This is a genomic window from Streptomyces sp. AC555_RSS877 (assembly GCF_019049245.1).
Classification (GTDB): Bacteria; Actinomycetota; Actinomycetes; order Streptomycetales; family Streptomycetaceae; genus Streptomyces.
Genome location: NZ_JAGMUK010000040.1, coordinates 344,115 through 365,882 on the forward strand (window position 1 = coordinate 344,115; position 21,768 = coordinate 365,882).

Annotated in this window: 18 protein-coding genes and 4 pseudogenes; 13 read left to right on the forward strand and 9 right to left on the reverse strand. The window is 69.4% G+C overall.

Annotated features, from left to right (window positions below; all coding sequences use genetic code 11):
• The first annotated feature begins 84 nt into the window (after window positions 1-84).
• Together KUM49_RS18910 and KUM49_RS18915 are read left to right on the forward strand one after the other, a co-directional pair.
• Complete coding sequence (locus KUM49_RS18910; protein WP_217238028.1) at window positions 85-1,368, forward strand: substrate-binding domain-containing protein; 1,284 nt, start codon at window positions 85-87, stop codon at window positions 1,366-1,368.
• Window positions 1,369-1,376: 8 nt separating this feature from the next.
• Entirely contained in the window at window positions 1,377-2,153 is a 777-nt protein-coding gene (locus tag KUM49_RS18915; RefSeq protein ID WP_217238029.1) for an SDR family NAD(P)-dependent oxidoreductase, read from the forward strand.
• Window positions 2,154-2,202: 49 nt separating this feature from the next.
• Here the strand turns inward: KUM49_RS18915 and KUM49_RS18920 are convergent, their stop codons facing one another.
• On the reverse strand, window positions 2,203-2,949 hold the full coding sequence (locus KUM49_RS18920; protein ID WP_217238030.1) for a GntR family transcriptional regulator: 747 nt from the start codon (window positions 2,947-2,949) through the stop codon (window positions 2,203-2,205).
• Between the two features lie 318 nt (window positions 2,950-3,267).
• On the opposite strand from KUM49_RS18920, the gene KUM49_RS18925 reads away from it, so the two are divergent.
• The 3 genes from KUM49_RS18925 (at window position 3,268) to KUM49_RS18935 (ending at window position 6,553) form a co-directional block, all read left to right on the forward strand.
• Entirely contained in the window at window positions 3,268-4,026 is a 759-nt protein-coding gene (locus KUM49_RS18925) for an IclR family transcriptional regulator (protein WP_217238031.1), read from the forward strand.
• A gap of 98 nt (window positions 4,027-4,124) precedes the next feature.
• Window positions 4,125-5,336, forward strand: coding sequence for a PP2C family protein-serine/threonine phosphatase (locus tag KUM49_RS18930; RefSeq protein ID WP_217238032.1), 1,212 nt, complete (start codon window positions 4,125-4,127; stop codon window positions 5,334-5,336).
• Between the two features lie 245 nt (window positions 5,337-5,581).
• Window positions 5,582-6,553 carry an ABC transporter substrate-binding protein gene (locus KUM49_RS18935; protein WP_217238033.1) on the forward strand — a complete coding sequence of 324 codons (972 nt, stop codon included), beginning with the start codon at window positions 5,582-5,584 and terminating at the stop codon, window positions 6,551-6,553.
• Window positions 6,554-6,619: 66 nt separating this feature from the next.
• On the opposite strand, the gene KUM49_RS18940 is transcribed toward KUM49_RS18935, so the two are convergent.
• From KUM49_RS18940 to KUM49_RS18950, 3 genes are all read right to left on the reverse strand, one after another.
• Window positions 6,620-8,314, reverse strand: coding sequence for an NAD-dependent malic enzyme (locus KUM49_RS18940; protein ID WP_217238034.1), 1,695 nt, complete (start codon window positions 8,312-8,314; stop codon window positions 6,620-6,622).
• Between the two features lie 409 nt (window positions 8,315-8,723).
• The gene (locus tag KUM49_RS18945; RefSeq protein WP_217238035.1) at window positions 8,724-9,275 is read right to left on the reverse strand and encodes an SMI1/KNR4 family protein; all 552 of its coding nucleotides are present in this window, start codon (window positions 9,273-9,275) and stop codon (window positions 8,724-8,726) included.
• A 78-nt stretch (window positions 9,276-9,353) separates the two neighbouring features.
• The gene (locus KUM49_RS18950; protein WP_217238036.1) at window positions 9,354-10,307 is read right to left on the reverse strand and encodes a LysR family transcriptional regulator; all 954 of its coding nucleotides are present in this window, start codon (window positions 10,305-10,307) and stop codon (window positions 9,354-9,356) included.
• A gap of 126 nt (window positions 10,308-10,433) precedes the next feature.
• On the opposite strand from KUM49_RS18950, the gene KUM49_RS18955 reads away from it, so the two are divergent.
• From KUM49_RS18955 to KUM49_RS18970, 4 genes and pseudogenes are all read left to right on the forward strand, one after another.
• A complete protein-coding gene (locus KUM49_RS18955; protein ID WP_217238037.1) occupies window positions 10,434-11,441 on the forward strand; it encodes a tripartite tricarboxylate transporter substrate binding protein in 1,008 nt (335 codons plus the stop codon).
• A 5-nt stretch (window positions 11,442-11,446) separates the two neighbouring features.
• On the forward strand, window positions 11,447-11,941 hold the full coding sequence (locus KUM49_RS18960) for a tripartite tricarboxylate transporter TctB family protein (protein WP_217238038.1): 495 nt from the start codon (window positions 11,447-11,449) through the stop codon (window positions 11,939-11,941).
• A gap of 36 nt (window positions 11,942-11,977) precedes the next feature.
• Window positions 11,978-13,483, forward strand: coding sequence for a tripartite tricarboxylate transporter permease (locus KUM49_RS18965; RefSeq protein WP_217238039.1), 1,506 nt, complete (start codon window positions 11,978-11,980; stop codon window positions 13,481-13,483).
• 185 nt (window positions 13,484-13,668) lie between these two features.
• Window positions 13,669-14,298 (forward strand): annotated as a pseudogene (locus KUM49_RS18970) (alpha/beta hydrolase); the annotation flags it as partial.
• A gap of 107 nt (window positions 14,299-14,405) precedes the next feature.
• On the opposite strand, the gene KUM49_RS50710 reads toward KUM49_RS18970, so the two are convergent.
• Together KUM49_RS50710 and KUM49_RS18980 are read right to left on the reverse strand one after the other, a co-directional pair.
• On the reverse strand, window positions 14,406-14,630 hold the full coding sequence (locus KUM49_RS50710) for an alcohol dehydrogenase catalytic domain-containing protein (RefSeq protein WP_217238040.1): 225 nt from the start codon (window positions 14,628-14,630) through the stop codon (window positions 14,406-14,408).
• Entirely contained in the window at window positions 14,627-16,003 is a 1,377-nt protein-coding gene (locus tag KUM49_RS18980) for an aldehyde dehydrogenase (RefSeq protein WP_217238041.1), read from the reverse strand. Before KUM49_RS18980 ends, KUM49_RS50710 begins: the two co-directional genes overlap by 4 nt.
• A 19-nt stretch (window positions 16,004-16,022) precedes the next feature.
• Here KUM49_RS18980 and KUM49_RS50220 point away from each other — a divergent pair, with 19 nt between their 5' ends.
• On the forward strand, window positions 16,023-16,694 hold the full coding sequence (locus KUM49_RS50220; RefSeq protein ID WP_217238042.1) for a zinc-binding dehydrogenase: 672 nt from the start codon (window positions 16,023-16,025) through the stop codon (window positions 16,692-16,694).
• Window positions 16,695-16,810: 116 nt separating this feature from the next.
• The gene (locus KUM49_RS18990; protein ID WP_254401406.1) at window positions 16,811-18,493 is read left to right on the forward strand and encodes a cellulase family glycosylhydrolase; all 1,683 of its coding nucleotides are present in this window, start codon (window positions 16,811-16,813) and stop codon (window positions 18,491-18,493) included.
• 29 nt (window positions 18,494-18,522) lie between these two features.
• On the opposite strand, the pseudogene KUM49_RS48375 reads toward KUM49_RS18990, so the two are convergent.
• Window positions 18,523-18,740: pseudogene (locus tag KUM49_RS48375) on the reverse strand (IS5/IS1182 family transposase); the annotation flags it as partial.
• A 926-nt stretch (window positions 18,741-19,666) separates the two neighbouring features.
• Here KUM49_RS48375 and KUM49_RS18995 point away from each other — a divergent pair.
• Window positions 19,667-19,825, forward strand: a pseudogene (locus tag KUM49_RS18995) (DUF664 domain-containing protein); the annotation flags it as partial.
• Window positions 19,826-19,856: 31 nt separating this feature from the next.
• On the opposite strand, the gene KUM49_RS19000 reads toward KUM49_RS18995, so the two are convergent.
• Complete coding sequence (locus KUM49_RS19000; protein WP_217238044.1) at window positions 19,857-20,444, reverse strand: DUF4291 domain-containing protein; 588 nt, start codon at window positions 20,442-20,444, stop codon at window positions 19,857-19,859.
• A 212-nt stretch (window positions 20,445-20,656) separates the two neighbouring features.
• Between KUM49_RS19000 and KUM49_RS48380 the strand changes: the two are divergent.
• Window positions 20,657-20,846, forward strand: a pseudogene (locus KUM49_RS48380) (maleylpyruvate isomerase); the annotation flags it as partial.
• A 13-nt stretch (window positions 20,847-20,859) separates the two neighbouring features.
• On the opposite strand, the gene KUM49_RS19005 reads toward KUM49_RS48380, so the two are convergent.
• Complete coding sequence (locus tag KUM49_RS19005) at window positions 20,860-21,693, reverse strand: class II glutamine amidotransferase (protein WP_217238253.1); 834 nt, start codon at window positions 21,691-21,693, stop codon at window positions 20,860-20,862.
• Between the last annotated feature and the right edge of the window lie 75 nt (window positions 21,694-21,768).

Consider the following 21,768-nt stretch of genomic DNA (forward strand, 5'->3'; position numbering starts at 1 on the left):
TTCTCCGCAACCCTCCGGTCCTCACCGGCGCGGCACCGGGCGGGACGCCCGGCCGCGCAGGCACCAACCCCAGAAAGGCACTCCATGAACAGATCCACCTCCCGGCGCGCCCGCACGCGCGTCGCGGCGTCCTCCACCGGCATCGTCCTCACGGTCGTACTCGCCGGCTGCGGCGGAGCGAGCGGCGCGGTCGGCAGCGGCACGGCCGGCACGACGGACACGAAGGGGAAGGCGGCGGCCGACTGCGGTCAGGTGCCCACCGTCGCGCCCAAGGACCCCGACGGCGCCGTCAAGGCACTGCCCGCGGACGTCCAGAAGGCCTACAACGCGTACGGCGAGGAGGTCTTCGCGAGCGCCTGGCGCGACAAGAAGGCGCTCGGCCGCCCGGCCAAGGTGGGCTTCTCGTACCTGCCCGCCTCCAACCCGTACGCCGCGGCCGTCGTCAAGCAGGTCGAGGCGAGCTTCGCCGACGCCAAGGCCCAGGGCCTGGTCCAGGGCAAGCTGGTCAAGCGGATCATGACGGACCCCGCGACCATGACGCCGGCCGAGCAGATCCGCGGCTACAACGAACTGGTCGACTCCGGCGTCGACATCATCTACGTCACGCCCCTGTCCGGGGAGGCGATGGTCACCGCGGTCGACGCCGCGGGCAAGAAGGGTGTCGTGACGGTCGCCCTCTCCTCGACCATCCGCTCCAAGTACGCCGTCAACGTCGCCGAGAACGCCTACCTGAACGTCGCCGAGCCCACGGCCCTGGTCGCCAAGCAGCTCGACGGCAAGGGCGACGTCGTCATCGTCCGCGGCTTCCAGGGACTGTCCGCGGAGACGATCGGCTACCAGGCCGTCAAGGACATCCTCGCCGCCTGCCCCGACATGAAGGCGATCGGCGAGGTCAACGGCGCCTACGTCGCGCCCGTGGCCAAGTCCGAGCTGCTGAAGTTCCTCTCCAGCCACCCCCAGAAGATCGCCATGGTGGCCCAGCTCGGCGTGATGGGCTCCGGGGTCTACGCCGCCTTCGAGTCGACCGGGCGGGACGTCCCCAAGGTGGTCGACGCCGGTGCCTCCGCCTCCTCCCTGGCCTCCTGGAAGAAGCTGGCGGCCGACGGCTACGACAGCGCCGGCACGGGCGGCAACGGCACCCAGCAGGCGAAGGCCTGGTTCACCGTCGGGATGATGGTGATGCAGGGAGCCGGCCCCAAGGCCGGCACCCTCACCCGCACGCCGTCGGTGATCACCGAGGCGAACCTGGACGACTACCTGCCCACGGGCGCCACCCCGAGCGATCTGGGAGAGGTCAACGACGGCGAGGCGTGGATGCCGCGGGACTACCTCGACAAGTTCTTCGACGACCCCACGGCCGCGAAGTAGGGACCGGCGTGCACGTCACGTCGGGAGGCGGCCGCGGCGAGTCCGCCGGCCGCCTCCGCGGGAAAGCAGCTCTCGTCACCGGCGCCGCCTCGGGCATCGGCCTGGCCACCGTCCGCCGGTTCGTCGCGGAGGGAGCCCGGGTCGTGGCGGTGGACCTCGACGCCGGGCGGACCGCCGAGGCCGTGGCCGGGTGCGACGGCGTGGTCCCCGTCGGGGCCGACATACGGGACAGCGGTCAGGTGGACGCCGCCTACGAACGCGCTCTCGCCGAGTTCGGACGGCTGGACGTCGCGGTGAACGCCGCGGGCATCTCGGGCGCGCAGGCCGACATCTGCGACCTCACCGACGAGGACTTCGCGGACGTCATCGCGGTGAACCTGGCCGGAACCTTCTACTCGGTGCGAGCCGCCGTCCGCCTGATGCGGCGCAACTCCCCGTCGGGCGGCTGCGTCGTCAACGTCTCCAGTGTGGGAGCGCTGGCCAACTTCCCGCTGCCGGCGATGTACCCGGCGTCCAAGGCGGGCGTACTGGGGATGACGCGGGCGGTGGCCGCGCTCGTGGCGACGGACGGGATTCGCGTCAACGCGGTCGCACCCGGGGCTACGGACACCGGCATGCTGCCCCAGGACCAGCAGCTCCGGCGTGCCGTCGTCGAACTGGGGGTGCTGCGCCGGGCGGCCTCCCCGGAGGAGATCGCGCACACGATCCTGTTCCTCGCCGGCGACGAGTCCGCGTTCTACACCGGGCAGACGCTCTCACCGAACGGCGGATACGTCATGCAGTGAACGCGACACGCCGTGCTCTGGGCCGCCGCAGGGCGGCCCCGGGCGCGGCTCAGAGCGAGGCGCCGCTGAACGGCAGTCCGCTGGTGGCGGACAGGCCCTCGAGGCCGGCCCGCTTCGCCTGCTCGATGTGGTGGTTGCAGGCCCGCACGGCGGCCTCGGCGTTGCGGGCCTCGACGGCCTCGACCATGGTGCGCAACTCCTGGATGCTGCGCGCGGTGCGCCCGGGCTGTGCCAACGACGTGGCCCGCAGCAGGCTCAGCCGGGCCTGGACGCCGCCGAGCGTGGAGTGGACCGAGCGGTTGCCGCAGCCGCGCAGCAGGACGTCGTAGAAGTGGTCCTTCGCCTTGAGGATCCGCAGGGTGTCGCCTTCCCCGCTCGCGGCCTCGGCCAGCTGCTCGAACGCCGCACGCAGCTCCGCCACCTGCTCGTCCGACGCGACCTCGGTGAACCGGCGCACCGCCAGAGCCTCCAGGACGGCGCGCAGCTCGTACAGCTCCAGGGCCTCCTGCGGCGAGGGCACCACGACGACGGCGCCCTTCTGCGGAATGGTCTTCACCAGGCCCTCCGCCGCGAGTTCCCGCAGCGCCTCGCGGATGGTGGTGCGCGAGACGCCGATCTCCTCGATCAGCTCCCGCTCGATCAGGCGCTGACCGGGGGCGTAGTGGAAACTGAGAATCGCCTGACGCAGCACATCGAGCACCTGCTGACGCAGAGGCGCGGCGACCCGGCCCACCTGGGAGGCCAGATCGGTGGTGTCGGCGGAGCTGCGGGGTGCTGAGTTGCTCGATACGGTCACGCACTCAGAATACGGTAAGGCGATCGTACAACCCAAGCGGCGTTCCCGCCCGGGTCGGAGAATTTCGGCCGCCGACTCGGAATGTTCAAACGGACGACACATGGTCCGCCACGTAGGCGCCTTGGGTGGCTCGTCGGCAGAGGCGGACGGAGTCAGAGCCGCTGCGCACGAGCCGTCAGCGATTGTATGACAGCCCTACAGAGGCGTGAACCCTTCCCGCCCCCTTTTCTCGTCGAGCACGGCCTTCTGACCGCCTTCCCGGAGGTTCCCGGGGCGTACTCACTTGCCCGTGCCGTGCGCCTGGCGCACGCTGGTCGTATGCGTGCGCACGACGGCCCTACGCTGATCACCTCCGTCCAGCGGGCCTTCCGCCTGCTGGAGGCGGTGAGCGCGCACGGGAACGGTGCGCCTGCGAAGCAGCTGGCCCGCGAGACGGGCCTGCCCCTGGCCACCGCCTACCACCTGCTGCGGACCCTGGTCCACGACGGATACGTGCGCAAGCTGGACGACGGCGGGTTCATCCTGGGTGACAAGCTGCAGGCGCTGCACACCACGGGCCGCGGGCAGGCGCTTCTCAGCCGGGTCCGGCCCACGCTCGCCGCGCTGCGGGACGAACTCGCGACCGCCGCCTACCTCACCTTCTACGAGGAGGGCGAGATCCGGGTCGCGGAGATCGTCGACGGCCCTCGGGCGCCCCGTGTCGACCTCTGGGTGGGATTCGAGGACGCGGGCCACGCCACCGCGCTGGGCAAGTCCGTGCTGCGGGAACTGGACGAGGCGGCCCGCAAGGACTACCTCTCCCGTCACCACCTCGCCGACCTCACACCACGCACGATCACCAGCCGCCCGGAACTGCTCCGACGACTGGACGCCTCGCCCGTGGCCCCCGCCGTCACGGACCTGGAGGAGTACGCCCTCGGCACGGTCTGCGTCGCCGTCCCCGTCTACAGCGGGGACACGCTCGGCTCACTCGGTGTCTCCCTGCCGGTGGACCGGCTCTCCCGGCTCCCCGAGATCCGGGCGCGGCTGCTCCCGACCGCGAGCCGCGTGACCAGGGGCCTGTCGCTCACTATCTGAAAATCCGCTTCTTGTGTCGCACGGATCGAACACGTTTCCTGGATGAAACGGTCATTTCGGGTTTTCGCCCCGCTCACAAGTGAGGATTGCGGACAAACATGAGTCAGGTCCGAGACCATGGTGACGACCACTGGCCGATGCGGCCGTTCAGAAACCGGGTGTCCGGTCCAGGGTCGCCGGTCCGCAGGCGTGCCGTCGCACAGCTGGCCGCCGGTGTGCCCGTCCTGCCGGTGCTGATCGTCTCCCTCGTCGTGTTCGCCGACCTCGCGGACGGGGCGGGAATGATCTGGCTGCCGCTGCTTGCGGCCGGACCCGCCCTGGCCGCCACCACCAACGGGCCGCGCGGGGTCCTCTGTGTCGGTCTCCTCGCCGTCGCGCTCTGCGCGACGCTCGGAATCTGGGAGAGTGTTCCGGGCCGCGAACTGGCGGCCGTACTGTCCGCCCTGGTGGCCGTCACCCTGGCGAGCGGCCTGGCCAGCGCGCTACGAGGGCGCCGCGAACGGGTGCTCGCCGCCGTGCGCTCGGTTGCCGAGACCGCCCAGCACGCGCTGCTCAAGCCCGTGCCGGAGACAGTCGGCCCGTTCCAGGCGGCCGTCCGCTACAGCGCCGCGGCGGCCGAGGCCCGTATCGGCGGGGACCTGTACGCACTGATCCCCACGCCGTACGGAGTGAGGCTGATCGTCGGCGATGTACGCGGCAAGGGACTGCCGGCCGTGGGGACCGCCGCACTGGTACTCGGTGTCTTCCGTGAGGCCGCCTACGACGAGCCCGATCTGATCGCCGTCGTCGACAGGATCGAACGGAGTCTGGCACGCAACCTCGGTCATGACGACTTCGTCACCGCCGTGGTCGCCGGATACCCGCAGGCAGGGCAGCTGGAAGTGGTGAACTGCGGACACGCGCCTCCGCTGCTGGTCCGCGCATCCGGTGCCGTCGCGGCGGTGGAGCCGACGCACCCGGCCCCGCCCCTCGGGCTGCGTGCCCTCGCGGACCACGCTCCCGACCTCCAGGTGCTGCCCTTCGACGACGGGGACCAGCTGCTGCTCTACACCGACGGCGTCACCGAGGCCCGCGACCAAGGCCGTGCGTTCTATCCCCTCGCCGAAGGGCTGGCACGGCACGTGTCCCACGAACCGGCACGCACCCTCGGCGCCCTCCATGACGAACTCCTGGCGCACGTGGGCGGACGACTGCACGACGACGCGGCGCTGCTCCTGATCCGCAAACCGGCCCTGCCGGAAGTGGCCATTCCCGAGCCGGCGTCCGAGGCCGGACGTGGCAGTGCGGCCCCGGCTGCCGAGGCCCTGTGACCGGCGGCGGGGTGGGTGAGCGAGAAGCCGCGCGGTCCGGGTGCCGTCCCGTTCCCTTTCACGGACGCCGTGTTGCGGAATTCGAGGTTGTCGTGGCCTCTTCTGTCCGGAGTGCTGACAGGGCGAAGATGGATATGTACATTGCGGCAGTCAAGAAGCTGCACAACGTCAGGTGTTCATGAGTCGTCACGGGTGGTCCTCGGCCTCCGACACGGGCTCACAGTTGCTTCTGCCAGGAGGGGCCCATGCAAAGGCGCATTCTCGGGCTTGCCGTAGTGATGATCACGGCCGTCGGCGCGGCCGGGTGCGGGTCGTCGGACACGGGGTCGAGCGGTTCGTCGTCCTCGGGCGGGACCACCAAGGTCAAGGTCGGCATCATCCCGATCGTCGACGTGGCGCCGCTCTATCTCGGCGAGGAGAAGGGGTTCTTCCGCAGCCGGGGCATCGAGCTGGAGATGGTGAGTGCCCAGGGCGGCGCGGCGATCGTCCCCGGTGTGGTGAGCGGTCAGTTCCAGTTCGGCTTCAGCAACACGACGTCGCTGATGATCGCCCAGGTCAAGGGCGTGCCGATCAAGTCCGTGGCCAACGGCGCGGCGTCCAACGGCAAGGTCGGCGCCGACGTCACCGGTGTGGCGGTCAGGAAGGACAGCCCGATCAAGTCGGCCAAGGACCTTGCCGGGCACACGGTGGCGGTGAACACCCTGCAGAACATCGGCGACACCACGGTCCGCCACTCGGTCCGGGAGGCCGGCGGCGACCCGTCGAAGGTCAAGTTCGTCGAGATACCGTTCGACCAGATGCCGGCCGCTCTGGACGACGGGCGGGTGGACGCCGCCTGGATGGGCGAGCCCGCCTCGACGATCGCCAAGTCGCAGGGGGCCCGCGTCGTGGCCTCGCCTTTCGCCGAGACGGACCCGAAGCTCACCGTGGCCACGTACTTCACCTCGGCCAAGCTCGCGCAGCAGAACCCCGAGCTGGTGAAGAACTTCACCGCGGCCATGGCCGAGTCACTGCGGTACGCCACCGACCACCCCGACGAGGCACGCCAGGTCCTCACCACCTACACGAAGATCAGCGGCGACGTCCTGAAGAACCTCACGCTGCCCAGTTGGCCGGCGGAGGTCGACATGCCCTCCCTGGAGAAGCTGGCCTCACTGGGGGAGACGGACGGCCTGTTCGGTGACAAGAAGCCTGACCTGGACACGCTGTTCTCATGACCAGCGGCCAGCTGCCGGCGGCGACGAGACAGCGCCGGCCGGTTCGAGCCCTTGGCCGTCCGGCTGTCAGCCGTACTCGGGCTGCCACATGGCGTCCTGGATCTGCTGGATCACGTCGTCGAGGCCGGCCCGGGCGACGCCGTCCGCTTCTGCGCGGCGGACGACGGCCGCGGCGACCACGGCCGACGAGGTGCGCAAATTCTCCACCTCCGGCAGCAGCGCGGAGCCGGGCTGCGACAGGTCGGCGAGGCCTGCGACGGCTTCCGCCGCGGCCTGGAGCATGCCGTCGGTAATCCGCTCGGCGCGGGCCACCACGGCGCCCAGCCCCAGCCCCGGGTAGAGGAGGGCGTTGTTGGCCTGGCCGATGTCGTACGTGGTGCCGTCCAGCTCCACCGGCGGTACCGGGATGCCGACGGCGACCAACGCCCTGCCGCCGGTCCACCGCAGCACGTCCGCGGGCATGGCCTCGATCTTCTCCGTGGGGTTGGACAGCGGCAGCACGACCGGCCGGTCCACGTGGCGGGCCATGGAGCGCACCACGTCCTCGGTGAAGGCACCGTGCTGGGTGGAGGTTCCCACCAGCACGGTCGGCCGCACCTGGTCCACCACGCTCGGCAGGTCGGCCGGCCGGTCGTCGGGCCACTCGTCGTCGGGGCGCGCGTACGGTTCCTGGTAGTCACGCAGACCTTCCGTGGACCGCCGTAGCAGGCCCTGGCGGTCCACGCACCAGATGCGCCGGGTGGCCTCCTTCCGGTCCAGCCCGTCGCGGACCATCGCGTCCCGCAGCTGGTCGGCGATGCCCACGCCCGCCGTCCCGGCGCCGAAGACCACGACCCGCTGCTCCCGCATGGGCGTGCCGGTGACCCGCACCGCGTTCATGACGCAGGCCAGCGTGATCGCACCGGTGCCCTGCATGTCGTCGTTGAACGTGCAGATCTTCTCGCCGTACTGCTGGAGGATGCGGCGGCCGTTTCCGGGGCCGAAGTCCTCCCAGTGCAGCAGCGCCTGCGGGAACAGCTCGCCCACCGCCTCCACGAACGCGGCGACGAACGCGTCGTAATCCTCGCCACGCACCCTGCTGTGCCGGTTGCCGACGTACAGCGGCTCGTTGAGCAGTGCCTGGTTCCCGGTGCCGACGTCGAGCATCACGGGCACGGCCCGCCCCGGGTGGATGCCCGCGGCCGCGGTGTAGACCGCCAGCTTGCCGACCGAGATCTGCATACCGCCCACGCCCCAGTCGCCGATGCCGAGGAGCTGCTCCGCATCGGTGGCCACCACCAGGTCGACGTCGTCGGGGCCCAGGCCCAGCGCCTCGAACGCGGGGCGTACGTCCTGGGGACGGTCGATGGACAGGTACACCCCGCGCGGCCGCCGGTATTCGTGGCTGTACCGCTTGATCGCCTCGCCCACGGTCGGGTCGTACACGATCGGCAGGAGCTCGGTGAGGTGGTCGGTGAGCAGCCGGAAGTAGAGGACCTCGTTGCGGTCGTGGAGCTGCTCCAGGTACACGTTCTTCGCCAAGTCGTCCGGCTGCGACCGCAGTTGCTCCCAGGCGCGGCGCGCCTGGAGTTCCAGGGACAGCACCGCGGGCGGCAGCATCCCGACCAGGCCGTGCCGATCCCGCTCCTCCTGGGTGAAGGCGTTGCCCTTGTTGCCCAGCGGGTCGGCGAGCAGCGCACGGCCGCCCGGGTCCCTCCTGCCGGCGGGACCCTTCCCCCTCCCGTTGTGGCCGTCTGATGCGCGATTCCGGGGCGGGACCATCGGGACTCCTCACGTCGGACGCCCTGCCGTCAGGGCTCTGCTCTGCCAGGCGTCCCGGGTACCCCGTCCGGCGCGGCAGGGGCCCCGTCAGCCCGTCCTTTACCGCCCTTTTGAGGTGGCCGTACGCCGCGCGCCGCCCTGCCCCGGCCCACATCACCTCGTATCGCCCTACCTGGCCCAGCGCACCGCCGCAAGCGGGCGGTGAGCCGCAGTTCCCCGTCCGCCGCCACGACCAGGGGTGCCCGGATCCGGCCGCATCCCGGGGGCCATCCCCATGACCGAGGGCGTGGGCCAGTTCGCCGGGGGCCGGCGCGTCGTGGGATGGGATGGTCCGGTCCGGCGCAGCGCGACTTGGGGCGGCGAGGGCCCGGCGCTGACAGCGCGGGCCGGTGGCAGCCGGTTCAGCGACTCAGCGACCTCGGTTCAGCCACTGCGTGTACCAGTCCCGGAAGTCCGGTCCCGGGCTCAGGGAGTCGCCGCAGCCGAGGTCGTCCGTCCACACCTGCCCCCGGGCGGGGCCGGTGACCACCAGCCGGTGGAAGGAGCCGCACCCGATCTCCGCGACGACCAGCGAGCCGGTGAACCAGCACGGCGAGAAGTCCTCCTCGCCCGGGGCGTGCTCGGCGCAGACGGACCGCTCGGGTGAGGGGGTGAACGGCCCGGTGTGCGGAAAGGGGATGGACAGCAGATCCAGGTCTTCCTGCTGGTCCAGCCAGGCTTGGCCGCCGAATTCGTACAGGCCGTAGGCCGGCCCGGCGCCCCCACCGCTCACCGTGGTGAGGAACGAGCGGTAGGAAGCCGGAAGCGCGAAGCGGTGCTGACGCTCGTAGCGGGCCACGACGGAGTCCGGTACCGGCGGGGCCGCCACCCACCGGTGCCTGCGCGCAGGGAGGACTTGGCACTCGGGATCGGCCTCGGCCATCACCCGGATCCGCTCACGCACCTCGTCGGCATCCCACATGGCCCCGCACGTTACCGCCGTCACCCCGGTGGCCGTGCCACGGCGTTCACTCCGTTGCTCACCCCCGGCGATGAGTTTCTATGCGAAAGGGAGTCTCGTCTCCTCGTCGGCACGGGGCGAAACCACCGGCCCGCTCGGGTGCTCCCGCGGGTCCAGGTCCTCAAGCGCGGCCAGCACCCGCGCGAGGGCGGGATTGCGCGAATGCCGCGGCCACAGCAGATGCAGCTCCACCGGTCGGGGCACATGCGTGGCCAGCGGGATGAACGCGACATGGGGAATGCGGAGCAAGGTGGCGGAGGCGGGCACGAAGGCGACGCCCCGCCCGGCGGAGACCAGCCACAGCATGGTGAGGATCTGGCTCACGCTGTGCACCACCCGTTCCTGGGCCAGCGGGACCATGCTGACCATCAGGTCGTGGAAGTACCGGGCCTTGCGCTGCGAGTGGAAGATCAGCGGTTCGCCGGTCAGGTCGTCGGCGCGAGCGGGCCGGTCCAGGTCGGCCAGCCGATGGCCGGCGGTCACCGCCAGCAACAGCGCCTCCTGCTGGATCAGGCGCGAGTCGAAGAGTTCGGAGTCGAACGGCGGGCGGGCGAGCCCGAGGTCGATGTCCTCGCCGGCGAGGGCGTCGATCTGCTCGCGCGTCACCATCTCGAACAGCTCGATGCGGACCTCCGGCAGGCTCTGCTCCAGCCGGTTGAGGATGCGGCCGAGCGTGCCGAAGGTCGACGCGGCGGTGAAGCCGAGCCGCACCACGCCACGGGAACCCGAGTGGATACGGCGGGCCAGGTCCGGGGCGGCCTCGGCGATCGCCAGGATGCGCCTGGCCTCGACCAGGAACGCCTCACCGGCAGGTGTGAGAGCCACACGCTGCTTGTCCCGGTCGAGGAGCCGCACGTCAACGGCCGCTTCGAGCTTCTGGATCTGACGGCTCAACGGCGGCTGGGTCATGCGCAGTCGTGCCGCCGCCCGGCCGAAGTGAAGTTCCTCGGCAACAGCGACCAATCCACGCAATTGCTCCAAGGTATACGTCATGCAAGAAAGGTATCAGCCCATACGCTAACGGAGTTGGACAGGCATGACAGGCGGCCATAAGCTGCGCGACACCGTGGACCGAGCTCTGTATCACATCTCCACCCAACTCGCTTGAGGGAGACGCTCATGCACACCAGGCTTCGGTTTCAGCGCCGCATAGCCGCGGTCGCTGTGCTCGCCGCCGTGATCGTGCTGCCCGGCTGCGGTGGCAACGTCGGAGATGAGGGATCAAAGGACCAAACCTCGTTCCCGGACCGGGCCATCACCCTGCTCGTCGGGCAGGACCCCGGCGGCAGCACCGACCTCATCGCCCGCGCGGCCGCCGAACCTGCCGGCGCCGACCTCAACGAGACCATCACGGTTGTCAACAAGCCTGGCGCCAATGGCGCGGTCGCCGCAAAGGAGTTGGCCGGCGCCAAGGCCGACGGCCACACTCTCATGCTCTTCGTGGGCTCACTGGCCTACATTACGCCCTTGGCCGTGTCCGCTGACGAAGCCGTCGACATCAACGACTACGAAGTCATCACCGGCCTGTCCCAGGACGACTACGTCCTGGTCGCCAGCCCCAAGTCCGGTTTCAAGACGGTCAAGGACATCGTCGATGCCGACCGCTCGATCAAGTACGGTACGACCGGCGTCGGTACGGGCAGCCACCTCAGCCAGGCGCTGCTGTTCTCCCAGGCGAAGGTGAAGGCGACCGCCGTGCCGTTCGACGGCGGAGCCCCCACACTCACCGCCGTCCTGGGCGGTCAGGTCGACGTCGCCTCGATCCAGCTCGGTGAGGCCCAGCCCCAGATCGAGGCCGGGAAGATCGCCCCTCTCGTCACCTTCGCGGAGAAGCGGCCCACGTACATGGCCGACATCCCCACCGCGGTCGAGGCCGGCTACGACGTCCCGGTGCAGCAGTCGCGTGCCGTCGTCGCCCCGAAGGGCACTCCCAAGGAGGTTGTCGACCGGCTACGGACGGCGTTCGGCAAGGCTTTCGAGGACAAGAAGTACCAGGACTTCAACACACAGCGGCTGCTCACACCCAACGAGGTCGAGGGCGCCGAGCTGCTCAAGCAGTGGACCGGTTCACTGGAGAAGTACCGTGCGCTCGCCGACGAGTACCAGATCGACATGAGCGGAAACTGAGGAGCATGTCCACCGAGACCCCGGCGGCCGCCGACGAACCCTCCGACGACGCCCGGCCGCCGGCAGCGGGCACGGTGACCAACCTGGTCACGGCCACAGTCGTCGTGGTTCTCGGTGGCGCGGCGCTCGCCGGGGCATGGAACCTGGGCCTGGGCAGCCCCTCGAAACCCGGGCCGGGCACCTGGCCGGCCCTGGTGAGCACAGCACTGATCATTCTCGGCGTGTTCCTGGCCGCCGCTGCCCGACGCATGGACGACGCCGAGCAGTTCACCCGCACCAGCCTCCTGGTGATCGTGGCGGTCGGGACCATGGTGGCCTACGTAGCGGTCATCAGCGTGATCGGCTTCGAGATCCCCACAGCCCTCCTGGCCTTCTTCTGGCTGCGGATCCTGGGCCGGGAGAGCTGGCGTACGTCCATCGTCGTCAGCCTCGGCGCCACCTGCGCGTTCTACGCCCTGTTCGTCGGCGCGCTGAAGGTGGCCATCCCGCACCTGTTCTGACCGCACACCACCGCACGTTTGTGAGGAGCGTTGGACGTGTCCCCCGTGCTCGACGGCTTCGCCGTCGTCCTTGAGCCGACCAACCTGTTGTACTGCCTCGTCGGTGTCGTCATCGGCATGCTGGTCGGTGTCCTGCCCGGCCTGGGACCAGCCGCCACCATCGCCATTCTGCTTCCGATCACCCTGGGCCTCGAACCCGTCACCGCGATCATCATGGTGGCGGGCATCTTCTACGGAGCCCAGTACGGCGGCACCATCACCTCCGTACTGCTGCGCCTCCCCGGTGAAGCGTCCTCCGTCGTCACCGTCTTCGACGGCCACGCCCTCGCCCGCCAAGGCAAGGCCGGCACCGCGCTGGGCATCGCCGCCATCGGCTCCTTCGTCGGCGGCACCCTCGCCATCATCGCCCTCAGCGTGGTCGCCCCCCTGGTCGCCGAATTCGCCCTGGACTTCGGCCCACCCGAATACACGATGCTGGCGCTGCTCGGCATCCTGCTGGTAGCCACCGTCTCAGGCGGCGGCATGCTCAAAGCCCTCATCGCCGCCGCCGTCGGCCTGCTGCTCGCCACCGTCGGCCGGGACGGCTTCACCAGCGCCGAACGGTTCACCTTCGACAGCCTGTCACTCGCGGACGGCCTGGACTTCGTCCCCATCGCCATGGGTCTCTTCGGCCTGGGCGAGATCCTCTACACCCTGGAGGCACGCCACCGCGCGGCCCACACCCCCACCAAGGTCGCCAACGTCTGGCCCAGCCGCTCCGACCTGCGCCAGTCCTCCGGCGCGATCGGCAGAGGCGGCGTCATCGGCTTCGTCCTCGGCATTCTCCCCGGCGGCGGCGCGGTCCTCGCCTCCCTCGCCGCCTACGCCGTGGAAAAACGCCGATCACGTACTCCGGAGCGCTTCGGCCGCGGCGCCGTCGAAGGTGTCGCCGCACCCGAGACCGCCAACAACGCGGCCGCCACATCCTCGTTCATCCCACTGCTGTCCCTCGGCCTGCCCGCCAACGCCACCATGGCGGTCATCTTCGGCGCCCTCCTGATCCAGGGTGTCACCCCCGGCCCTCAACTCGTCACCGAGCACCCCGAGCTGTTCTGGGGCGTGGTGAACTCGATGTACATCGGGAACATCCTGCTGCTCATCATGAGCATCCCGCTCGTGGGACTGTTCGTACGCATCCTGCGCATACGCCCGACCATCCTCGCCCCCATCACCGTCCTCATCACCCTCATCGGCGCCTACACCGTCAACAACAGCGTCTTCGACATCGGACTCGTGGTCTTCTTCGGCGTCCTCGGATACCTCATGAAGAAACTCGGATTCGACCCCGGCCCACTCGTCCTCGCCTTCGTCCTCGGATCACTCCTGGAAAGCTCACTCCGCCGCTCACTGCTGCTCTTCGAAGGCAACCCCGGCGGCTTCCTCACCCGCCCGATCTCGGGAACGCTGCTCGCGCTCTTCCTCGCCGTCGCGCTGGTGCCGGCCGCCTGGGCGATCTGGCGCAACCGCAGAACCAACCCCCAACACAGCAAGGAACCGGTATGACCGTCCTCGTCGGCTACCTGCCCACCCCGAAGGGAACGCCGTGTTCTCGGCCGCCCTGGACGAAGCGGCACGACGACGCGAGGCCCTCGTCGTCCTGAGCAGCCCCCGGGACGGCGCCCTCGTCAGCACGGAACTGCCCCCGCCAGATGAAATCGACACGCTCCAAGCCCGCTCAAAGCGGGTCCACGGGCACCGGCGCGCCTCTGGTGTTGCTGCACACTCTGCGCACGCAGGCCGAGCACTTCCGCTTCCTCATGCCGATGATCTCCCACCAGTACACCGTGTACGCCCTCGATCTGCCGGGGATGGGCTACTCCGAGATCGTGCCCGGCTCGTCGTACGACGAGCCGGCGCTGCGCGCGGGCGTCGAGCGGCTCCTGACCGAACTCGACCTCTACGACGTGACATTGGTCGGGGAGTCGTCCTTGGTCCGCGCCGGATCGATCACGTGGGTCGCGCCGAGCTCGGTCTCCAGCTTCAGCCGTTCCGGATTGACGTCGACCGCGACGATGGTCGTGCACCCGGCCGCCTTGGCGGCCATGACCGCGCTCAGTCCGACCGCGCCGAGACCGAACACGCCCAGGCTCTGGCCGGGGGCGGGCCGCAGGACGTTGAACACGGTGCCGGCGCCGGTCATCAGACCGCAGCCGAGGGGGCCGAGGATGTCCAGCGGCACGCCGTCGTCGACCTTGACCGCGTTGCGCACGCTGGCCACCGCGTACGCGCCGAACGAGGACTGGCCGAACCAGCTGCCGTGGACGTCCTCGTCGCGGCGGCCCATGGTCGCGGTCCCGTCGAGGCGGGTGCCGAAGTAGTTCAGCGCGGCGAACAGTTCGCAGTAGACGGGGTGCCCGGCCGTGCAGGTCGCGCATTCCCGGCAGGAGTCGAAGCTGAGTACGACGTGGTCGCCCACCGAGAGCGTCTACACGGCACCCCCGACGGCGTGGACCACGCCCGCGCCCTCATGGCCGAGGACGACCGGGAGCGGCAGTGGGACGCCGCCGGACTGTGCCGTGAGGCCGGTGTGGCAGACGCCGACGCCCGCGATCCGGACCAGTACCGCGTCGGGGGCCAGCTCGCCGAACTCGACCTCCTCGATGGACAGTTCGGTGCCGGGCTCCCTGAGGACGGCGGCGTTCCCTTTCATACGCTCTCCTTGGTGCGGTCCGCGACGGGCGGCAGTACGAGGTCGTAGACCCGTCGGTCCAGTCGTCGCGACAGGTCGATGTGGACGAACTTCTCCTCGTTGTACTCGTCGAGCGCGTGGGGACCGAGTTCGCGGCCGAGGCCGCTGTGCTTGACGCCGCCGAAGGGGTACTCGACGCTGACCATGTGCCAGTCGTTGATCCACACGGTGCCTGACTCGAGGCGCCCCGCCACCTCGATGGCGGCATCGACGTCCTCACTCCACACCCCCGCCGACAGCCCGTACTCGCTGTCGTTGGCGATGGCGACCGCCTCGTCGACGCTGCCGTACGGGATGACGCAGAGGACGGGGCCGAAGATCTCCTCCTGGGCGATGCGCATGTCCGGGCGGACACCCGTGAAGACGGTGGGCCCCACCCAGAACCCCGGGCCCTCGGGCGTCGATCCGCTGTACGCGAGGGTGGCGCCTTCCTTCTGCCCCAGTTCGATGTAACCGAGGATCCGCTCGCGCTGTTCGACGGAGACGACCGGGCCGAGGTCGGTGTCGAACTCGGCCGGATCGCCGATCTTCATCGTCTTCGCCCGCTCGATCAGCCTGGCGACGAAGTCGTCGTGGAGGGCCTCGGGGAGCAGCAGCCTGGTGCCGGACTCGCAGGCCTGCCCCGAGTACAGCATGCAGGCGAACAGTGCGCCGTCGACCGCCGTGTCCAGATCGGCGTCGGCGAGCACGACGTTGGCGCCCTTGCCCCCCAGCTCCAGCGTGACCCGCTTGACGTTGTCCGCCGCCAGCCTGCTGATCTCCCGGCCCACGGCGGTCGAGCCGGTGAAGGCGATCTTGCGTACGTCCGGATGCACGGCCAGCCGCGCGCCCACCTCCTCGCCCTCCCCGGTGACGATGTTGAGGACGCCCGGCGGGAGTCCGGCCTCGTGGGCGGCCTCGGCGGGGGCGAGGAGGGTGAGGGGGGTCTTCTCGTCCGGCTTGAGGACGATGCAGTTGCCTGCCGCGAGCGCGGGACCGAGTTTCCAGACGGCCAGCAGGAGGGGGAGGTTCCAGGGGACGATGCCGGCCACGACGCCGATGGGCTCCCTGCGGACCACTCCGGTGGCGAGCGTGGGATAGGACAGCTGCGGGCCGGGGCGCTCGAGGGCGTAACTCCGGGCGAGGTCGGCGAAGTACTGCAGATGAGAGATGGAGTAGCCGACGTGGAAGGCCATGGCCTGCCGGATCGTGACTCCGTTCTCCTTGATGTGCGGCTCGACGAGTTCGTCCATCCGCTCGGCGAGCTTCGCCACGATCGCCGACATCACCTCGGCCCGTTCCTCGGGGCTCTTGCCGCGCCATTCGCCGCGCTCATGAGCCCCCGGTACCGGCATCGAGAGCGGCGGTCAGCCGGTGACCGACGCCGAGGGAAAGCCCGTCTCCTCGCGCTGGTTCGGCCAGTCCTCGTTCGCCACCCACGCCGTGGTGGACGTACGCAGCACGGTCGTCGTCGACCCGGATCTGCCGCTGGAGCTCCTCGCCCCAGTGGGCTGCGGCATCCAGACCGGCGCCGGATCGATCCTGCTCGCCCTCGGCGTCCGCGCCGGTTCGCGCGTCGTGGTGTTCGGCGTGGGCGGCGTGGGTCTCGCGGCCGTGATGGCGGCCAAGGTCGCCGGGGCCGCCACGATCGTGGCGGTCGATCTGCACGAGAACCGGCTCGACCTGGCCCAGGAACTCGGCGCCACTCATGTCCTGCTGGGCAGCGTCGGCGACGTTCCTCGGCAGCTCCGCAAGATCACCGGGGGAGGAGCCGACTACATCCTGGACACCACCGGGGCCCCGGAGGTGATCAGGGACGGGGTCGACAGCCTGCGGGGCAGGGGAACCATCGGCCTGGTCGGCGCCCAGTCCCGCGACCTCGTCCTCGGCCCCGCCGCTCTGTCCACCGGCAAGGGAACCCCGATGTGTTTGCGTGCCGCCTCGCCCGACTCCCCCATGCGGGGAAGCGCTTCGACGCGCAACCTCTCGACTCGATGGAGGTTCCATGCGGGTTGGCCCGTTCTCTCTGTCGCCAGGTTGCGCTAGGCTCCCGCCCCGCGTTGAAGCGCTTCGACGATCGATGCCTTCGATGTGGGGGAAGGCCTTTCGACTCAATGGAGAGTTCTATGCCGAGTTCAGCCGGTTTCACTCGCCGCCAGGTTATGACGACCTCCGCGGCCCTCGCCGTCGCGGCGCTGTCCACGCCATCGGCCGCCCAGGCCGCTGCCCGGTCCACTGGTTCCGCCGCGTCGGCGTCCGCACTGGACGTAGTCGCAGACATGCAGCCCGGCTGGAACCTGGGCAACAGCTTCGAGGCCATCGGCGCCGACGAGACGGCGTGGGGCAACCCTCGGGTGACCCAGGCGTTCTTCCGCAAGGTGAAGGCGCAGGGCTTCAAGAGCATCCGGATACCGGTGACCTGGGGCCAGCACGAGGGTCCTGCTCCGGCCTACACCCTCGACCCGGTGTTCCTGGCCAGGCTCAAGCAGGTGGTCGACTGGGCCCTGGCCGATGGTTTCTACGTTCTGATCAACATGCACGGCGACGCGTGGCAGTGGGTGCCGAACATGCCGGCCCAGCATGACGCGGTCCTGGCCCAGTACACGGCCACCTGGCAGCAGATCGCGGCCGCCTTCCGGGACGAGCCGCGACGACTGCTTTTCGAGAGCATCAACGAGCCCTTCTTCAACGGCAGTGCCGGCGACGAGCAGAACGCCGTCCTGATGAACGAGCTCAACACGACCTTCCACTCCGTCGTGCGCGCGACCGGCGGAGGCAATACCGACCGGCTGCTTGTCATGCCGACCCTGGGGGACACCCCGGATCAGCCCAAGATCGACACCCTGCTCGCCACCTTCGCCGCGCTCGACGACCCGAACCTCGTGGCCTCGATCCACTACTACAGCTTCTGGCCCTTCAGCGTGAACCTCGCCGGTTACACGACCTTCAACGCGGTCACCCAGCAGGATCTGACCGACACGTTCGACCTGCTGCACAGGTCCTTCGTGGCCAAGGGGATCCCGGTCGTCGTCGGTGAGTACGGGCTGCTCGGCTGGGATTCCGGCCCCGGCACGGTCGAACAGGGGGAGACGCTCAAGTACCTCGAGTATCTCGGCTACTACGCGCGGTACCGGGGCTTGACCACGATGCTGTGGGACAACGGCAGTCGCTTCAACCGCCGCACCATGCAATGGAACGACCCGAGCCTCTATGCGCAGATACGTTCGAGCTGGACCGGGCGCTCCGGTACCGCGTCCACCGATCAGCTCTTCGTGCTCAAGGGCAAGACCCCGACGGACGCGACGGTCACGCTGAACCTCAACGGCACCAGGCTGATGAGGATCGATGTCGGCACCCGCCACCTGGTCCGGGGCGTGGACTACACCGTCAGCGGCAACACGCTGACCATCGCAGCGGCGACGCTCAGCCGGCTGACCGCGTCGCAGGAGCACGGTACGAATGCCGTTCTCTCCCTCCGGTTCACGGACGGAATTCCCTGGGTCATCAACGTCATCACCTATGACAAGCCGGTGCTGACGAGCGCGACGGGTACGACGACCTCGCTGGTGATACCCACCGCGTTCAACGGCGACAAGCTGGCGACCATGGAAGCCGTCTACGCCGACGGCACCGCCGCCGGTCCGCAGTCCTGGACGACGTACAAGCAGTTCAATGTGGCCTTCACGCCGGACTACACCGCAGGCACGATCACCTTGCCGACCGCGTTCTTCGACGGTGTCACCGACGGCGCCGCCGTGACCCTCACCTTCCACTTCTGGAGCGGGGCGATCTTGACGTACACGTTGACCAGGTCCGGCACCGCGGTCACGGGCACCTCCGCCTGAAAACGGTCTGTCAGCAATGGGAGGGTGTCTCATGTGGTGAGTTCGGCGAGCTTCTTGTAGCAGGTCAGTGCTGCTGCGAGGCCGAGGAGGGCGAGGAAGTGACTGCCCTCGCGTTCGTATCGGACGGTGAGCCGGCGGTAGCCGAACAGCCAGGAGATCGACCGCTCGGTCTTCCAGCGGTGGCGGCCGAGCCGCTCGCCGGACTCGCCCCCGGACGCGCGATCCGCGGGATCTGGCGGCGGGCGCGGAGCCAGGTGAGGTGGTCGGCGGAGTAAAGCGCCTAATAGGCATGTGGGTTGGCCGGTTGGGCCGATCGGCAGGGGCCAGAGTGGGACGTCTGGGATATACGCAGCGCCAGGAGTGCTTCGACAAGACGGACGCGGCTCAGGCCCCTGCCATGTCGGCTCCAGTCGCCGTACCGTGCCGTGATTCGAGCCGTTCCCAGAGCCACCTCCCAATCGGCCAGAGCCTTCGAGCTCTTCACGAGAGCGAGGACTTTGGGCAGGGCTGGGGCCACGGACGGCTGATGGGGTGGTGCGCCCGAGATCGCTTCAATTAGGTCGCCGGGTGGTCCTGCCGCGGCTTGATGCCGACCGACAGCGAAGCCCTGGCGCCGAGTCCGTCCAACACCGCCCGGTGCAGCCGGAGCCACAGGCCCGCCTCGGTCCACACTGCGAACCGGCGATGTGCGTAGCGGGACAAGGCCAGCCGCAGCCGGAGGCAGCCGGTGAAGACCCAGTCGCTCGCTCGGGTGATTTGGATGTCGGGGTGAGTCTGCCTGGTAGGTGTGGTGTGGCGCTGTGGGGTCGTCTCGCAAGGACGTGGACGCCACCCAGGCCCGCCAAAACCACGGGTGGTGTCCGGAACGGACCTCCAATCGGTGCCAGCGAAGTCTCCAGGATTGCCGTCCTGGAGGCCTTCGTATACCTGGCCCCGCATCAGAGGCAGGCGTCCCCACCGCGGCTCGACCGAGATCGACTCGGAGTGCCGCCAGAGGAGTTACAGCCTGATCGACACCGCCCCGACCTCGGCCGACTCAGGGCCAGAACAGAGGGCGATTTCCTCTGACTGGCTCCGAGCAGCTCGGGTCGAACCCGGGTTGAATCAGAGCGCTTTCCTCTGACTGTCTCCGATCGCCTCTGCAACCCGACCTAGCAGGTCACAACCGATCCGGCCCGCGAAAGCGCAGGTCAGAAAGGTGCCTCAGGAAACGCGGAGTTCGGTGACACCGACGTGCGGTTCGTCCTCGAGCACGTCATCGAGGAGTACGCGCGCCACGTCGGCCACGCGGACCTCCTCCGCGAAGCCATCGACGGTGCGGTCGGCGAGTGACCCGCCCTCCTGCCGTAGGCCGTACCGCCTCTCAAGGGGTGAGCACAGCCGGTCGGTTGTCCGGATACGGGCGTTCCGCGGGGAGGAGTCGCCGGGCAGCATCCAGGTCCTCGTCCCGAACCAGGGCGTGGATCCTGTGCGCGAGTGGGGTCACGTCGGTGATGGAGACCGTCCACTCGTCCGCGTAGCGGTGTGCCGCCTCGCCGGTGAGCCCCAGTTGCAGCGAGCGATGGCCAAGAGGTCGTAGGCGCAGGTCACGCTCGGGGTCCCATTGCACTCGGGCCGGTGCCCGCTGCAACTGGCGTTTCCAGGTGGCGCGGTCGGGATGCAGTCCGTGCTCGTAGTGCGTCAGGCAGGCGTGCTCCAGCGCCCACTCGAAGCCCTCACGGGTGATCTCGACGGCGAGGACGGTCTCCTGGCCTTCCTTGGTGCCCCACCCGCAGCGATACATCATCCAGAGGAACGACGGCTTGATCCAGGTCATGCGGTCCCGCTGCCAGGCCGCTGGAAAGCGGCCGTCCCGGGCCGCGGACAGGCCGATCTCCGGTCTGTACGCCTGATACACGGTGACCGTGGAGGCCGTGTAGAGGGCGCGGATCTGGTGCTTGGGTTCTGTCACGGAGCCAGAGTGGCTGGCGCTGTTCGATGCGCGCCATCGAATTGTCCCAAGCCCCGGCTGCCGGCAACGTCTGGAGTATCCGCAACGGTGGCAGCAGGTGCGACAGTCGTGGCGGCTCCGACCTGGCACGAACGCCAGGGCGCGCCCCCCGGCAGCGGGCGAAATGGGTCGAAGCGAGAGGCTGGGCGCTGGTGGTTTGCGGCCGTGGATCTCTTCTCGCGCACCTCCCGGACGCGGCGGAGCCGCCCGCCGAAGGGCTCGCCCGGTCGCGAGAGTTGCTGGAGAAGATCGCCGGTGCGGCGTTTCCCCCCGCCGTTCTCGGACAAGGACGCGCTGCTGACCGGCACCGGACGGCGTGCCCCTGCCGAAGCGGAACAGTCGTCATCAGCCCAACAGGCGGCCTGCCCGGCGGCGCCTAAACCGGCGCGAAGGCGCGCAGTTCGTCCGCGCCGGCTCGCACGACGCCGTAACTGTGCTCCGGCACCTCGTTCCAGGCTCCTGGCAGATCGCCCAGGGGCTCGGACACGACGAGGCGTGTTTCCTCGGACAGGTTCTGCAGGAACGACATGTCGGGGTGCAGCGCCCGTAGTGAGTCCACGCGGCTGCTGTAGTACAGCGAGCGGGCGTCGCCCTCGCTGGCGTAGCGGAACGCCCAGACACTCGTGCCGTCGGTGGTCGCGACGGTCATCTGCAGCGGGGCGGCGATGCCGTGTGCGTGGCCTGTGCGCTCAACCAGCCCGGCCATCCGGGCCACCGCACCAGGAGGGTCGTCCTCGAGTCCGAACGTGAGGGCCAGGAAGAACATCACCTCGGAATCCGTGGACCCCTCGATGTCGGCGAACAGCGAAGGGTCCACGGCCAGGCAGAGTTCCCTGCGCAACAGCGGGAAGCCGGCAATGGCTCCGTTGTGCATCCACATCCAGCGGCCGTGCCGGAAGGGGTGGCTGTTGGTCTGCTGCACGGCCGTACCCGTCGACGCGCGGATGTGGGCGAAGAAGAGGGGAGACGTGACGTGCCCGGCGATCTCCCGGAGATTGCGGTTGTTCCATGCCGGTCCGGTCTCGCGGACGACGGCCGGGGTGCTGAGGTCGGGGTCCTGCGCGTACCAGCCGACGCCGAAGCCGTCCCCGTTGGTCGTCTCCACGCCCAGGCGGGAGTGCAGGCTCTGGTCGATGAGTGAGTGCGCTGGTTTGTACAGGATGGTTTCGAGGAGTTGAGGGGTTCCCGAGTAGACGAGCCACCGGCACATGGCGATCACCCTTTCCACGCCCGACACCGACGCCCTCCCGGCTGATGTCGCGGCGGGACGGGCCGATGGTCATCA